Annotated in this window: 14 protein-coding genes and 1 pseudogene; 9 read left to right on the top strand and 6 right to left on the bottom strand. The window is 45.4% G+C overall.

The genetic code is table 11. From position 1 onward, the window contains the following. Positions 1-67 precede the first annotated feature (67 nt). The 6 genes from BCT11_RS18800 to BCT11_RS18780 all read left to right on the top strand — a co-directional run bounded on the left by BCT11_RS18800 (position 68) and on the right by BCT11_RS18780 (position 5,501). Positions 68-574: a GNAT family N-acetyltransferase gene (locus BCT11_RS18800; RefSeq protein WP_102388961.1), complete on the top strand. Its 507-nt coding sequence runs from the start codon at positions 68-70 to the stop codon at positions 572-574. Positions 575-711: 137 nt separating this feature from the next. Continuing rightward, entirely contained in the window at positions 712-1,056 is a 345-nt protein-coding gene (locus BCT11_RS28405; RefSeq protein ID WP_241909036.1) for a hypothetical protein, read from the top strand. Between the two features lie 87 nt (positions 1,057-1,143). Beyond that, positions 1,144-1,491 carry a methyltransferase-like protein 9 gene (locus BCT11_RS28400; RefSeq protein WP_241909035.1) on the top strand — a complete coding sequence of 116 codons (348 nt, stop codon included), beginning with the start codon at positions 1,144-1,146 and terminating at the stop codon, positions 1,489-1,491. 207 nt (positions 1,492-1,698) lie between these two features. Then, entirely contained in the window at positions 1,699-2,709 is a 1,011-nt protein-coding gene (locus tag BCT11_RS18790) for a LacI family DNA-binding transcriptional regulator (RefSeq protein ID WP_038871463.1), read from the top strand. Between the two features lie 137 nt (positions 2,710-2,846). Further along, positions 2,847-4,322, top strand: coding sequence for a Na+/H+ antiporter NhaC (gene nhaC / locus BCT11_RS18785; RefSeq protein WP_102388960.1), 1,476 nt, complete (start codon positions 2,847-2,849; stop codon positions 4,320-4,322). Positions 4,323-4,334: 12 nt separating this feature from the next. Continuing rightward, the gene (locus BCT11_RS18780; RefSeq protein WP_102388959.1) at positions 4,335-5,501 is read left to right on the top strand and encodes a MalY/PatB family protein; all 1,167 of its coding nucleotides are present in this window, start codon (positions 4,335-4,337) and stop codon (positions 5,499-5,501) included. 73 nt (positions 5,502-5,574) lie between these two features. Here BCT11_RS18780 and BCT11_RS18775 read toward each other — a convergent pair whose 3' ends face one another. The 3 genes and pseudogenes from BCT11_RS18775 to BCT11_RS18760 all read right to left on the bottom strand — a co-directional run bounded on the left by BCT11_RS18775 (position 5,575) and on the right by BCT11_RS18760 (position 9,556). Continuing rightward, positions 5,575-6,813 carry a DEAD/DEAH box helicase gene (locus tag BCT11_RS18775; RefSeq protein WP_102388958.1) on the bottom strand — a complete coding sequence of 413 codons (1,239 nt, stop codon included), beginning with the start codon at positions 6,811-6,813 and terminating at the stop codon, positions 5,575-5,577. A gap of 160 nt (positions 6,814-6,973) precedes the next feature. Then, positions 6,974-7,132 (bottom strand): annotated as a pseudogene (locus tag BCT11_RS18770) (thioredoxin peroxidase); the annotation flags it as partial. 486 nt (positions 7,133-7,618) lie between these two features. Next, positions 7,619-9,556: a methyl-accepting chemotaxis protein gene (locus BCT11_RS18760; protein WP_102388956.1), complete on the bottom strand. Its 1,938-nt coding sequence runs from the start codon at positions 9,554-9,556 to the stop codon at positions 7,619-7,621. Positions 9,557-9,790: 234 nt separating this feature from the next. Here BCT11_RS18760 and BCT11_RS18755 point away from each other — a divergent pair, with 234 nt between their 5' ends. Further along, entirely contained in the window at positions 9,791-10,276 is a 486-nt protein-coding gene (locus tag BCT11_RS18755; RefSeq protein ID WP_241909034.1) for a substrate binding domain-containing protein, read from the top strand. Between the two features lie 61 nt (positions 10,277-10,337). On the opposite strand, the gene uxuA is transcribed toward BCT11_RS18755, so the two are convergent. From uxuA to BCT11_RS18740, 3 genes are all read right to left on the bottom strand, one after another. Further along, on the bottom strand, positions 10,338-11,525 hold the full coding sequence (uxuA, locus tag BCT11_RS18750; protein ID WP_042605112.1) for a mannonate dehydratase: 1,188 nt from the start codon (positions 11,523-11,525) through the stop codon (positions 10,338-10,340). A gap of 129 nt (positions 11,526-11,654) precedes the next feature. Further along, positions 11,655-12,446, bottom strand: a complete 792-nt coding sequence (locus BCT11_RS18745) for an FCD domain-containing protein (protein WP_042600255.1) — start codon at positions 12,444-12,446, stop codon at positions 11,655-11,657. Between the two features lie 107 nt (positions 12,447-12,553). Continuing rightward, positions 12,554-13,537: a TRAP transporter substrate-binding protein gene (locus BCT11_RS18740; RefSeq protein WP_038871500.1), complete on the bottom strand. Its 984-nt coding sequence runs from the start codon at positions 13,535-13,537 to the stop codon at positions 12,554-12,556. A gap of 321 nt (positions 13,538-13,858) precedes the next feature. Here BCT11_RS18740 and BCT11_RS18735 point away from each other — a divergent pair, with 321 nt between their 5' ends. Both BCT11_RS18735 and BCT11_RS18730 read left to right on the top strand, forming a co-directional pair. Further along, positions 13,859-14,371, top strand: coding sequence for a TRAP transporter small permease (locus BCT11_RS18735; protein WP_042605111.1), 513 nt, complete (start codon positions 13,859-13,861; stop codon positions 14,369-14,371). Between the two features lie 14 nt (positions 14,372-14,385). After that, positions 14,386-15,687, top strand: a complete 1,302-nt coding sequence (locus BCT11_RS18730; RefSeq protein ID WP_038871505.1) for a TRAP transporter large permease — start codon at positions 14,386-14,388, stop codon at positions 15,685-15,687. The last annotated feature ends 30 nt before the right edge of the window (positions 15,688-15,717 follow it).

Below are 15,717 nucleotides of genomic sequence, written 5' to 3'. Positions count from 1 at the left end.
CAAAGGTTAATGAATCGCGCACAAATACGCTTTATGTTGTACCCAAAATAATACAAGGGGAAGCATGATGCTCGAATGGAGAATTAAGAAATTCGCAGATCTGTCTGTTCAAGAGCTTTACGATTTTTTGCAGCAAAGAGTCAATATTTTCATCGTGGACATGAACACGCCATACAGCGATTTGGATGGTAAAGATAACCATCCCGACACCTACCATGTGATGGGATATGATAACGAACGTCTGGTGGCTTATAGTCGTATTATGCCTCCGAAACTCGGATATCCCGTTGATGTTTTACCCTTGCTGAACTCTGATGCCAATGACGTGTGTATTGGTCGCGTTATCGTCGCAGAGGATTACAGAGGGAAAAACATCGGCAACCATTTGATGCAAGTGAGTTTCGATGCCACAAGAAAGATCTACCCGAAAGACAGCATTTTTATATCCGCACAAGCACATTTGAGAGACTACTACGGCAAGTTCGGCTTTGATGTTGTCACCGATAGCTACTTGGAAGACGGATGCACCATGTTGGGTCTTAGGCACATTCCGAAAGTTATCTGCTCAGCATAAAAACAACATTAACTCATTGTAAATATGAAAAGAATAAAGGCAAACAGAATTTCAATGATTGGTATTTAGCATTTACTCACCTTTGATCGATGGGGCAAAATTAGCGCTCAATAACGGAATATCAAAAAGGAGTAAAAGTGGAAGATTTCTATATCGATCACAAAGGGTTAGCAGCATATTTCGAGATTCAGTGGCTTGATAAACTTCGACAAAACGGCGTGAGCAAGCCACTAGAGAGTCAGTCTAAGTCAGTCCCAGATTGGTTTGTCTCTTCAAGCCACTCGAAAGACGTCGCGCAGTTTGTTGTTGAAGCGCTCGGTAGTGAAAACCTTTCTCCTAAAAGCCTATTAGAAGTGGGGCCTGCTCTCGGAAGAAACTGTTATGAATTGATAACCAACATACCAAGTATCAATTCGGCTACGCTCGTAGAACCTTCTCATCGTTTGTTATCAAACTTGAAACAGCTACTGATCGATGGGTGAGAGTGTGACTTCCACTATATTAAGAGCTTAAAAGAGCAAAAGCATTTCACATTTGATGCATCGCCAATAGCCAGAGCGTGTAACCATGTGAATTTTTCTCTCATCGAAGCACCTTTTGAAAGCGGCGTGGTAGCAAAGCAGCATGATTTAAGTCTTTGCTTGAATGTACTGGATCAATGTGACTCCCCTAAAACGGTCGTGGAAGCATTAATGGACGCAACGGCTCCGAATGGTGTTTTGGTTTTAGCCTGTACCTATCAGTGGAGCAAAAAACATTTAAAAGATGAGACTGAAGCAGTTGACGATATAAACGATTATTTTGGCAATGGTTGGACTCCATTATCCGAAGCTGAGCACGAGTATAAAATCAGATTCAACGAGAGATACTCTCTCCTTTTCTTGTCTCATATCGTCGCCTATAAAAAGATTGGCTAATAGATAAAGAAGCCACGCACCCGATATCGTCAGGTTCGTGGCTTTTTTGTTTCTCCTATCTTGTTGAATTAATAAAACAAGATAGGAGCGCTTTTTTCTAAAGTTCTATCCTTTGAACTTACTAACATAACCAACAATTAATAGCCGCTACACTCTGCCTCATATCCTCCCTTTCAATTCACCCTGTTACTCTCTTGGAGAAATCTAGTGGCAACCATGAAAGACGTCGCGGACATGGCTGGTGTCTCTACGGCAACAGTCTCGCGTGTTATCAATCGCACCAGTTATGTTGAACCAGTAACGCAAGAGCGAGTCGAACGCGCCATTAAAGAGCTCAACTACCGCCGAGATGCGCGAGCAACAGCGCTAGCAAACCGCAGCAATAACACGCTAGGTTTACTCACTGGGAACTTGGCTGACCCTTTTTTCGCCTTGATCGCCAAAAGCGTTGAAGAAGTGGCCCGTGCCAATGGTTGTCAGTTGGTCGTAGTCAGTGGTGGGCACAATGCGCAACGAGAAAAAGAAGGGCTCGACTTTCTCATCAGTCAGGGCTGTGAGGCGATGGTCGTACACTCAAAGATGCTCGATGACACCACGCTGATGCAATACGCTGCACAGCTTCCGGCGATGGTGTTACTCAACCGCACCATTGCACAAATCTCCAATCGTTCTGTCTGGGTAGACAACAGAGTCGGTGCGCGCAAATCGGTCGAATATTTGATTCAGCAAGGTCATCGCAAAATCGCCTGTGTCACCAGTGACTTACCCATTGAAGATCGAACCGACCGCCTTGAAGGTTATCGAGACGCAATGAATGCAGCCAATTTAGCTATCCCAACAGGTTGGGTAATCAACCAAAACTTCAGTGAGTCTGGAGGAGAGGAAGCAGGTCGCCAACTTATTCAATCCTGTCCGGGAGTCACTGCGGTAGTCACATTTAACGACGTAATGGCAGCAGGCTTAATGGCAAGTTTGCATGAACAGGGCTTCACGGTGCCAGATGATATTTCCGTGGTTGGATTTGATGATGTGTTGCTTGCACGCTACCTCTATCCACGATTGACCACCATGCATAACCCAATTGACGAAATGTCGACTTATGCAGCGAAATTAGCACTAAACTTAAGTAAAGACGGCTATTCGCCACCAAACCTGCATCAATTTGAAGCAAGCTTAGTCAGCAGACAAACCGTCAAAGCAATACAAAAGATCGGATAAAATTGTGATGAACCTTACATTCGCACACCTCATGTAAGCGCTTACATGAAAACAACACACCGCTCTCATTTTGCCTATTATGTGACCGTTATTATCCATTTCGAACAAACCCTACATCGATCCTGAGGATAAATAACATGACAAATTCTAAGCCTCTGCCGTCGTTCGGATTAGCACTCGCCCCTATTGCGGTGATGTTTGCACTTCTGGCTGTCGGATACGGAATACTCGGACTTCGCATTGAAGTTCTGTTGCTGATTTCTGCTGCCTTTACTGGTCTTATCGCGTGGAAGATCGGTTACAACTGGGATGACATCATTAACGCCATCGTAGAAAAACTGGCGAAAGCGATGCCAGTCATTCTGATTTTGGTCTCGGTTGGTGGTTTGATTGCCAGCTGGATGGTCAGCGGCACAATCCCTTACATGGTTTACTGGGGACTAAAAGTCATCAGCCCTGAATACATTCTTATTGCCGCTTTCTTTGTGACCAGTGTCGTTTCCGTTTGTACCGGTACGTCTTGGGGCTCTGCAGGTACTGTTGGTGTCGCACTAATGGGCGTGGCAGCAGGCCTTGACGTCTCGCTCGCAGCTGCCGCTGGTGCAGTGGTATCTGGCGCGTACTTTGGTGACAAAATCTCACCGTTATCAGATTCAACCAACTTTGCGCCTGTCGTTTCAGGCACCACCTTGTACGAACACATTCAACATATGCTTTACACCACCCTGCCGGGCTTTGTGATTGCGTCTGTCGTCTTCTTCTTTGCGGGTCAAAGCGCTGATATCGCGAACATTCACGAGCCAGAGAAAGTTGTTCAAATCATCTCGGGCTTAGATAATCTATACAGCTTCAACATTCTACTTCTTATCCCGCCAGTGATGATCCTGTGGGGCGCGTTAACTAAGAAGCCAGTTCTGCCATTGATGCTTGGCGCATCGGCCATCGCGATTGTTTTAGGCATGTTTTTCCAAGACTTCACACTAAAACAAGGCTTCCAAGCTTACGTAGACGGCTTCAACCTAGCCATGTTTGAGGCAAACGGTCACAGCGTAAATGGCTTAGTGCCAGATATCACCAAACTGCTTAACCGTGGCGGTCTGTTCTCAATGATGAGCACGATTCTACTAGTATTCTGTGCCTTTGCCTTCGCTGGTATTTTGAGCCTAACTGACGCACTAAACGTGGTACTAGGCAAATTCCTACATGCGATTCACACCACAGGTCAGCTGATTGCTTCGACCGTTGTGGCAACCATCACTGTGGTTTTCACCACTTCTGACGGCAAGCTAGCGCTGTTGATTCCGGGTGAGTTGTTCCAAAACGCTTACCGAAAAATGGGATTAGACACGAAGAACCTGTCTCGAACCATCGAAGATGCCGGCACCATTATTGAACCATTGGTTCCTTGGACAGCCGCAGGTATCTATATGGCGGGTACGCTAGGCGTGGCAACGTTGGATTACCTACCATGGGCGATTCAATGTTACACCGGCGTGATCTTCGCTCTGATTTATGGCTTCACTGGCTTTGGTATCGCAAAAGCCAAGCCAGAACAAAACGAACAACAGATTGCTGAAGAGCATTCAAATACACCAGCAGTAGAAACAAAATAAGGTAAATCATTGATGAACGCTTTCGACCAAATTCTGAACCGCAAGGAAAGTGGCTCTGTTAAATGGGACTTTATGCAGCAAAAGCTGGGATTGGCTGGCACGGATTTACTCCCGATGTGGGTATCCGATTACGATTTTAAAGCGCCGCAAGTAGTATTAGACGCGCTACAACAACGTGTTGAGCATGGGATTTTTGGTTACGCAGAACGCGATGATACGTACTACCAAGCTACGATCGATTGGTATCAAAACCAGCATGGTACCCACGTTGAGCGTGAGTGGATCACTACGGTACATGGCGTACTTCCTGGACTCGCGATGGCATTGCAAATGCTCACCGAAAAAGGTGATGGCATCGTGATGCAGAGTCCGGGATATGGCTCCTTCCGTAAGATCATTGAATTCAACGATCGTGTTGTCGTAGAGAACCCACTGACGGAAACCAAAGGCGACTATCAACTCGACTTTGATCATCTCGAAACCTGCTTTGCTAATGGCGCAAAAGCAATGATCTTCTGTAACCCACATAACCCAACAGGGCGAGTTTGGTCTGAAAGCGAAATGACAAAGGTTGCCGAACTGTGTGAACATTACCAAGTTTGGCTGCTGAGTGATGAAATATGGGGCGATTTAGTGGTTGGCGATGCGGAGTACTACTCTGCTTTACGTCTTCCAAAAAATCTTACAAAACGTCTGATAGTAGCTACGGCTGCAAGTAAGACGTTTGGTTTGTCTTCACTGCGAATCTCTAACTTTATGATTCCAGATGAATCACTCCGAGCACAGTTTACTCGCCGATTAGATGCTCATGGTATGGACGTGTTCAATAGCCTATCGATGAGTGCAGCGACTGTTGCTTATCAAGAGTGCTCTAATTGGTTGATGGACTTAAAAGACTACTTGCGAGCTAATATCGCCAAACTTGATCAGTTTGTACAAACGGAACTGCCAGAGGTGAAATTTATCGCCCCACAAGCAGGCTACTTGGCTTGGTTAGATTGCCGCGCATTCAACCTGACCGACGCCGAGCTGGAGCAAAAATTTGTCGCCGCAGGGCTTGTCCCGAGCATGGGTATCGCTTTCGGTAAAGAAGGTTCTGGCTTTGTTCGCCTTAATCTAGGCTGCCCAACAGGCACACTGGATGAAGCCTTGGTAAGAATCAAACACGCACTAAACTAGCCATACAAACAACCGATATAACAAAGCCACGCTTTTCATGTTAAGGCGTGGCTTTTTGTTTGTTTAGCTTGGTTTATTTAGCTTTAGGCGCTTGGCGTTTCGGTTTTCCTTGAAACTGCTTAATGCTCTTCTTGGCATTGGTTCGGCGATTGGCTTTTTTATCGCGTGGGGCGCGTTTGCTTTCGCCTGTTGATGGCTTATCCGTAACTGGGAAGCCTTCAAGATCTTGCGTTGGCAATTCACGTTGAGTCAGGTTACGGATCGCGGTAAGCGCTTCGGCTTCGCCATGGCAGACCAGCGACATTGCGACACCTTGCTCGCCTGCACGGGCTGTACGTCCAACTCGGTGAACGTAAGTCTCTGCGTGCATTGGCAACTCAAAGTTAATCACCACGGGCAGTTGTTCAATATGAATACCGCGCGCCAACAAATCGGTGGCAATCAATACCTGTGTTTGCCCCGATTTAAACTGCGCCAACGCTTCTTCTCGCTCTGCTTGGCTCTTATTGCCGTGCAACGCATTGGTTGAGATTCCAGCTTTACTGAGTTTTTTCACTAGACCATCGGCATTCTCTTTAGCGCCTATAAATACCAATACCTGCGTCCACGTATTTTGCTTGATCAGTTCAATCAACGCTTTGGTTTTGCTGCCTTTGTTGACGAGATACAGCGTTTCGGCAATATCTTGATTGGTGCTGTTTTCTTGATGCGCTACTACCTGTTTTGGTGCGTGCATGAGCTGCTTGGCTTTGCCCTTCAACTCATCAGAAAACGTTGCTGAGAACATCGCGGTTTGACGCTGGTTTGAAATCTGCCCTGCAATATTTTGCACGTCAGGCCAAAAGCCCATATCCAACAAGCGGTCCGCTTCATCCAACACTAGGTAATGAATATTACTCAGGTCCAAACCGTTGTTCGCCAGATCGACTAAACGGCCTGTTGTCGCCACAAGAATTTGAGGGTCTGCCGCAAGAGCTTGTAGTTGTTGTTCTTTATCAACGCCACCACACAAACACACCGCGTTGAGACCAACAGATTGACCAACTTGGTTAATCGCCTCACTCACTTGTGTCGCCAGCTCACGTGTTGGTACCAGAATTAGCGCTTTTTGCTCTGGACTTACACTTAGCTTTTCCAACAAAGGCAAGCCATAAGCAAGGGTTTTGCCGCTGCCCGTGTTTGCTAATGCCAACACATCTTTACCACTGAGTAGCTCAGGAATGGCCAAAGCTTGAATATCGGTTGGCTTCTTGAAATCTTTTGGCAGTGCGTGAATCAGCTCAGAACTCAAAGAGAGAGTAGAAAATGGCATTAGCTTAACCTTGTGCTTTTGGTTTAAGAGGCATTAAAAAATATCGATGCGGTAAACGCTGGCGCGGACTTTACCACAATCTAGGAGACGAACAATCCAATTTTAGAAGAGGAAGTTTGTGAACGTCATTGGTTTTTAATGCCTCAAACCAAAACAGTGATTAGATTGCCGCTTGGTAGGTACCACGAATGGGGTAATCGTTTTCTGGGTTACGGATAAACGCCAATCCTGAGAGCAAGACTTCCAGTTCAGGTCGCGCGAATGGACCATTGGAAACATCGACTAACTGAACTTGTCCTTTACTGTTCACAACAAACAAGGCTGGCCAGCCCCCCATAAGAAAAAGTGATAGTGGCCCCGCAAGATATCCTAAAATCCCGGCTTATCATAAGTGTTCAAGCGGTGTTCACTTCTACTGATATGATGATAACTTTCTACCAAAACTCACTTTTTGCAAAAGAGCATGAAATGTTTGGTGTTGTCTTCCTTGATAACCAACATCGAACGGGCTCTTCTACAAAGCTTTCCACTGGCACAATCAATGCTGTTTCAATTTATGGTTAAGAAAGCATTAACTGAACACACAGCAACTAACCGATGCGCTAACGTTGGTTGACACCTAGGTCCTCGACCACCTTGGTATCACAGTGGAAGATGTTGATTCGTTTGCAGAAGGTAAATAGAGAGGTGGCTTAGGCACCTCTCTATTTACGTTCTTACATCAAAATGCACATCAACTTTTGAGGCTGTAAGCTCGTGTTCAAAAAGGATCGTGTAGTTGTGTAATCATTTGCTTCTCAAGACCTCATATTACTTTATCCCGATTAAATGCTCCGCTAAGAACACGCAAATTTTCTCCAACTCTTGCTAGCTCTTTGCTAGCTTCTGATGTTTGGTGTGATGAGTTAGACGTTTGATCTGCTACATCTTGTATGGTGTTGGTTCTTAAGCTGACTTCTTCAGCCACTGTTCTTTGCTCATTCACCGCTTGTACTACTTGTGCGTTCATTTCTGTAATGGCGTTGACTTCTTGAGAAATCGAATCCAGAGAACTTTTCACGTTTTCCGTCTTCTTAACCATTACCTCTACCTGAACTTTGCTTTCTAACATTCGGTCAACTGCTGAATCTGCACTAAATTTTAAACTGTCGATCATTTTTTCAATTTCAACAGTTGAATGCTGTGTCTTTTGCGCCAATGAACGGACCTCATCTGCTACGACCGCAAACCCTCTACCGTGTTCACCAGCACGGGCAGCTTCTATAGCAGCGTTTAACGCAAGCAAATTGGTTTGTTCTGAGATATTTTTAATCACATCTAATATCGAAACGATATTCTCACTATCACCTTTTACACTTTGGATTACTTGCTCCGACTCATCAATTGTCTGTGATAACACATTCATACCTTCAACAGTAGTGATAACCAAATCATTGCCTTTATCGGCTTCAGTTCTAGCTAAGTTGGCAGATTCGAGGGTAAGCTCAGCCTTAATATAAACTTCTTGAGCAGACGAGCTCATCTCCGTCATCGCCGTAGCGACTTGAACAATGTCCTCTTTTTGGCTTGTAACACTTTGAGATGTTTGAACAGTAAGTGCAGACAACTGCTCAGAAGAACTAGCGATAACAGAAATATTTTCACTAATCTCACCGATCATCGCCCCAAGTCGCTCTGTCATGACCCCCATTGCCGTCAACAGTTGTCCCAGTTCATCTTTGCGGGTGGTAGATACATTCACGTTTAAATTACCTTGTGCAATGTTGTTAATGGCATCTACTGCAATTTGCAAAGGAGAAACTATCTGTCGCGTCATCCCAAATGAAATCGCACAACCGACAATTAATGAAATCACCGCAATACTCATATTGACCTTGATAATTTGATCACCACTTGCAGCCAAAAGCTGCTTTGCTGTAGCTCGAATATTTTCAACAGACTCTTGAACTTGATGAGCATTTTCTAGTAAAAGCGCATTTGTTTTATCACGTTGTTTTAATGTGGATACGTACCCGCGAAATGCATTCTCATATCTACCAATAAGTACATTTGTTTTATCTACGTTCTCATCTTTATCAACAAAAGCTTTTTTAATTAAGTCATACATTAATGCAGTCCGAGTATTCACACTATCTGCATAGTCAAAATTACCAGACAACATGAGATTCTTTTCTGCCTGTCTAGCTTCGTACATTAGTTTAATGAGCTTATTCGCATCATCCGCGACGTTTACCGCCTCGTAGATATGGGATGTTTGGTTAGCATTGATGATCGACCATAATTTCTCTTTATGAGATTGCCTTATAGTCACTAACGTCTCTTCGATTTGTCTTGCTGCTTTACGCATATCATCACTTAAGCTCTCAATACGACGCTCCTCTTTCACATAGTCACTTAAAGCGTCTCGGTATTCATTCAAATATTTAACAATGTCCGAAAGAACCACTTTGTCGTAAAGACCAGAATCTGTGACAACAACAATTAGAGCCTCTGTAGAAGACAGAAGTTCATCAATTTGGCCTAGGTATCTTTCATCCCCCCTTAAATCAAAATTTTTCTCTGCAATTCTCACATCTTTCACATGTTTCACTATCCGATTGAGGTTATCGGCATGCTCAACTTCATTGTTCATTTCTTTTGTTCCATCTAGTGCAACTAAGGCTGATATGGCCGTTAGTGAAATCAACAATACAAAAGATAATGTCAGCTTAGTTCCAACTTTAATATCGTCTAACCAATTCATATTTATAAGTGTTCCCTATCAATCCGCAACGTGAACATAATGATACATTGAGTATTTTCAAAAGTGCGCTTCACACAAAAAAGAACACAAACAGGAATTTACTTACAACTTAAAACTATTAGTTCTTACGTTGAGTAACCATGTCGAGTATGCAACCAAACTCCTTGCGCGAAGTATTATCAAACTTGCGTTGATATTTTAGGTGAACTGGATGAAGCCGAAGCAAGATCAGAGTTGGCCTCTCCCCAAGGGGCGATTCGAGCCAAACTACTTCAAGACTCGACGCTGATTGAGCGCCATTTGTTTGATAACCCGATGCTAGTTTTAGCCACGCCGAGTTATTTACAACAGCACGGAGAACCCAAAGCTCCTGACGACTTAAAACAACACAATTGTTTGGTTTATTCGCGGATGAGAGACATTAATGTATGGAGCTTTACCAAGCAAAATCAGAAACATGCCGTCGCGGTAAATGGTAATTTTCAAAGCGACAATGGGGATGTATTACTAGAGGTCGCATTAACTGGAATAGGGATTGTCATTCTTCCGATTTGGATGGTTGAACATCACTTAAAAGAAAGGCGACTTACACAATTGATGAGCGACTACACAGGGCAAAATTTACCTTTCAATGCGGTGTACTTACAAAGCCGTTATACGCCTCTTAAGGTTCGCTGCTTGATTGATTATCTCAAAGAAAAGCTTCCCAACGTTGAGTAGCAACAAAAAAGCGCAGAGCCAAAACTCTGCGCTTTTAAAAGTGGTTTTACATTGTAAATCGTTACTTGGTGTAGAAAGCGCGTTTTAGTGCCATTTCTAGACCACGCACTTCCGCAAGGCCTTTCAAGCGACCGATGGCTGAGTAGCCTGGGTTGGTCTTTTTCTTCAAATCATCCAGCATTTGGTGACCATGGTCAGGACGCATTGGGATCAAACGGTGATCACCTACTTCTGCGCGGCGTTGTTCTTCATCCAGAATCGCCATCACTACGTTGTACATATCCACATCACCATCTAGGTGGGCTGCTTCGTGGAACGTCATCGGGTTGCTTTCTTCACGCTTGGTTGAACGCAAATGAGTGAAGTAAACGCGGTCGCCGTGCTTTTTGATCATCTTCACTAAGTCGTTGTCACCACGCACACCGTAAGAACCCGTACACATGGTTAAACCGTTCATTTTGCTCGGTACTTTTTCAGTCAACCAATCGATGTCTTCGATGGTTGAAACAATACGCGGCAAACCAAGAATTGGACGCGGTGGATCGTCTGGGTGTACCGCCAATTTCAAACCATGCGCTTCACACACTGGCATAAGTTCCGCTAAGAAGTGCGCCATGTGCTCACGCAGCTTATCTTTGCTGATGCCCGAGTAACGGTCTAACTGTGCTTGGAACTCTTCTAACGTGTAACCTTCTTCAGCACCCGGCAAACCAGCAATGATGTTGCTTGTCAGTTGTTGGATTTGCTCCGCCGTCATGTTGTTGAAGTACTCAAGCGCCTGCGCTTGTTCAGCTTCGGTGTAATCCGCTTGTGCTCCAGGGCGCTTCAGAATGTGTAGCTCAAATGCCGCAAATGCGATTTGGTCAAAACGAAGTGCTCGAGAACCATCTGGCATTTCAAACTCTAGGTCGGTACGTGTCCAATCTAGCACTGGCATAAAGTTGTAGCAGACTGTATCTACGCCACATTCTGCAAGGTTACGCAGCGTCTGTTTGTAGTTGTCGATCCACTGTTGGTAATCACCTGTTTGAGTTTTGATTTCTTCATGAACAGGGACACTTTCAACCACCGACCACGTTAAGCCTCTCTCTTCGATGATGGCTTTACGTTTTAAAATCTCTTCTTTCGACCACACTTCCCCATTTGGAATGTGGTGCAAGGCATTTACGATGCCTGTTGCGCCAGCCTGACGAATATCGTCTAGCGACACTGGGTCATTCGGACCGTACCAACGCCAAGTTTGTTCCATGACACTCACCTTTTTTAAGACGCACTCAGCCCGCTCGAATTATTCAAGCTAAGTGCACAACGACTTCTTAATATGCAGCCGCGATAATGCAGCTGCGCTGACTAGAGCCGACCGAAGCCGGCAATGTGGTTAACCGTTTTCAGCGCCCTGCAGAACAACAGGGTTGGAACTGAATAAGTAACCATCAAAATCTGGGTCATCGATGTCAGACAGCTCCAACAGGCGCTGTTTAACGTTTTCAAGGTGTTGCCACATGGCATTTTTTGCAGCGATAGGATCTTTACGCTGCAATGCGGCGAGGATTTTGGCGTGATCGTCTAACCACTCTTCACGGTAGTCTTGACCAGCAATGTGGGAATGGAGTTTATTCCACATTGGGCTGCTCTCACGTCGCTCCCAAGATTGTCTCAGCATGTCCACCAATACAGAGTTTTGGGTTGCCTCTGCAATACACATGTGAAACTTCTCATCACCGTTGCAATCTGCGGTGCCACTGGCGAGTTCTTCTCGTTCCAGCTCAAGGGCTGCACGCATTTTCACAATGTCGCTTGGCGTCACTTGCATCGCGGCAAATTCAGCGATGTTGCTTTCAAGTAACTGACGAGCTTGGAGCATTTCAAACGGACCAGCATCATCGCTGATCACATTCTCGCGGGAGTTGGGTTGAGATGGAATATTGATGACATACACCCCAGAACCTTTTTTCACTTCGACAAGGTTTTCCAGCTCAAGCATGATGATCGCTTCACGCACAACTGTGCGGCTAACGTCGAGACGTTCTGCAATATCGCGCTCAGGCGGCAGCCTATCACCAACCTTGTAAAGGCCGTTGATTAACTCTTGTCTTAGGACTAGACCGGTTTCTTGATACGGTCTTTTCGGTTCAAAAGGCATCATGATGATATTATCACTATATTCCATCTAACTTCTCACGCCATCATAACGACCAATAACAATTGGTCAACCTCTATGTACCAGAATGTGGTAACACCTTGTTTTCGATTGTTTCGTACTAATTAAATTGTGAATTATTGAACGGCTTTGATTTTCTCAACCAATTCATTTAATTCAGGATTTGTCTTTTCTAGGTCCGCGTACATTGGTTGAACCGCTTCAACAAATGCCGCTTTATTTGGCTCTACAAAAGTCACGCCCATCTTCTCTGCTTTCGCGCGCTCTTTCGCTTCTGACTCAGCCCACAGCTTCTTCATGTATTCCGAAGAGTCTGCCGCTGCTTTCATCAGTGCTTGTTGCTGCTCTGGCGTTAGCTTGTCATAAGTCTTAGTTGAGATAACCAAAACATCCGGCACCATAGTGTGCTCGTCTAAGCTAAAGTACTTTGATACTTCACTGTGGCGGCTCAAGCTGAACGATGGGATGTTGTTTTCCGCAGCATCCACCACGCCTTGTTGCAATGCCGTGTATAGCTCGCCGTATGCCAACGGCGTTGGGTTGCCACCCAATGCTTTCACCATCGCAATCGCTGATGGGCTTGGCTGTACGCGCACTTTTAGACCTTTTAGATCTTCCGGCGTGTTGATTGGCTTGTTGGTGTAGAAACTACGCGCACCCGCATCGTAATAAGTCACACCAATAAAGCCGCTGTCCGCTGAAGAATTCAGGATTTCACGACCCACTTCACCATCTGTCACTTTGTAGTAGTGGTCTTTATCGCGGAACAAGTAAGGCAGGTTGAATGCCGCGTAAGCCGGGGAGAAAGCTTCCAATTCTGCCGCGTTGCTCTTCACCATATCTAGAGCGCCGTTTTGCATTAGCTCCATCGATTCACGCTGTGTACCTAGCTGTGCATCAGGGTAAATACGGATACGAACTTCACCATCTGTCATTTCACGAACTTCTTTTGCCATAAAGTCCATTGCTTTATGTACCGCATGGTCACGAGGGTGGTTGTGACTCAGCTTCAAAGTGGTCGCAGCATAAGCAGAAGCAGTGGCGCCGAAGGTCATTGCAGCACCTACTACAGCGCTTAAAAGAGTCTTACGCGTCATCATTGTTCTATTCTCCTTGGATTGGTTGTCCAATATATAGGGTAGTTTTAATTTTTTATCGGTATTTCTTGTTTCGAAGCCATTATTGGCGATCAAAAAACCTATCGTCAAAACAAAAATGCAAATTGATTGACCAAAATCACAATAGCAATCGTTAAATTGGTCAACCAATCCAATTGTGAAGCTGCTCACGGACAACCAAATCGGCTAACTTATAATCCACTCAGAAAGATTAGCGTATGTTGCTGCCCTACACAGAAACAGTTCCTTACATTGGTAAACCAATTGTTATGAGATGCGCGTATTTACTTAAAGGAAATAAAAATGAATAAATTGGTCAAATACATAAACAGGGGGCTGGCTGCCTTTACGGTCTCTCTCTCGACCTTCCTCGTCATTTGCGTAGTCTGGCAAGTGTTATCACGCTATGTGATTGGCAGACCAAGTACCGTTACTGACGAACTTGCTCGCTATCTCTTTATGTGGGTAGCATTAATTGGCGCCGCCTACACCACCGGCCTTAAACGTCACCTTGCTATCGACTTGCTAACAATGAAGCTGCAAGGCAAGCGCAAACTCATCAATGAAATCGTCATCCAAATTGCCATCGCACTGTTCTCTTACGTGGTGTTGGTTCACGGCGGAACACAACTCGCACTGAAAACACTGGCAACTGGCCAGTTAACACCAGCGCTTGGCTTGGAAATGGGCTACATCTACTTCTGCCTACCAATCAGTGGCGCACTGATGATCTTCTACTCTGCGGTATTTGCTTTCGACCGTGTAAAACAATTGACGTCTGGTGAAGCCCTACTCACCGACACCCAGCTTGATTAATAGAGGGTTCCACAGTGGAATGGCAATTAATTCTCACCCTATTCGGTAGCTTCGCGGTCTTATTGACGATTGGCGTACCGGTTTCTTTCGCTATCGGCTTGTCATCGCTAGCCACTATTTTAATGAGCTTACCGCTAGAGCCTGCGATCGCCGTTGTGGCGCAGCGTATGGCGGCAGGCCTTGATAACTTTGCTCTACTGGCAATCCCGTTCTTTATCTTGGCGGGTAACATCATGAACCAAGGTGGTATCGCACTGCGTCTTATCAACTTTGCAAAAGTGCTCGGTGGCCGTCTTCCTGGTTCACTTGCACACGTGAACGTAATGGCGAACATGATGTTTGGTTCGATTTCTGGCTCTGCGGTAGCGTCTGCAGCAGCGGTTGGCGGCACTATGTCTCCTCTGCAAAAGAAAGATGGCTACGATGAGAACTTCTCTGCGGCAGTGAACATCACTTCTTGCCCGTCTGGTTTGTTGATTCCGCCAAGTAACACACTGATCGTGTTCTCATTGGTATCTGGTGGTACATCTATCGCGGCATTGTTCCTAGCGGGTTATATTCCTGGCATCTTGATGGGTCTAAGCATCATGGTGGTAGCAGGTATCATTGCAAAACGCCGTGGCTACCCAGTGGCAGCACGCCCTTCTCTGGCAATGGTTTGGAATACCTTCTTAAAAGCAGCCCCATCTTTGGCACTGATTGTGATCATCATGGGTGGCATCATTGGCGGTATCTTTACGGCAACAGAAGCATCAGCTATCGCGGTGGTTTATACCTTTGTGCTAGCGGTGTTGATTTACCGCGAAGTGAAATGGCGTGACATTCCAAAGATCATCCTAGAGTCTGCGGTGACCACTTCTATCGTATTGCTACTGGTTGGCGCATCAATGGGCATGTCTTGGGCGATGGCGAACGCCGACATTCCTTACATGATTGCAGATGCCCTACTGGCTATCTCTGACAACCCAATGATGATTCTACTGATCATCAACGTCATTCTGCTGATTGTCGGTATCTTCATGGACATGACACCAGCGGTACTGATCTTTACGCCTATCTTCCTGCCAATCGCACTGGATATGGGTATTGACCCTGTACACTTCGGCATCATGATGACCTTCAACTTGGCTATCGGTATCTGTACCCCACCAGTAGGCAGTGCGTTGTTCATCGGTTGTTCTGTGGCGAACGTTGCCATCGACAAAGTAATTAAGCCTCTACTTCCATTCTACGTAGCCTTGGTTGCAGCCCTGATGGCCGTAACCTTTATTCCTGACTTGAGCCTCTTCCTACCTAGGCTTGTTCTTGGTTACTAAATAGGTGCTTGTTTACTAAATAAGCTCTTG

Source organism: Vibrio sp. 10N.222.52.B12, assembly GCF_002875385.1.
In the GTDB taxonomy this organism is placed as follows: Bacteria; Pseudomonadota; Gammaproteobacteria; order Enterobacterales; family Vibrionaceae; genus Vibrio; species Vibrio jasicida.
Note: the sequence above shows the minus strand (reverse complement) of the source record. Positions and strands in the feature narration are given on the sequence as shown.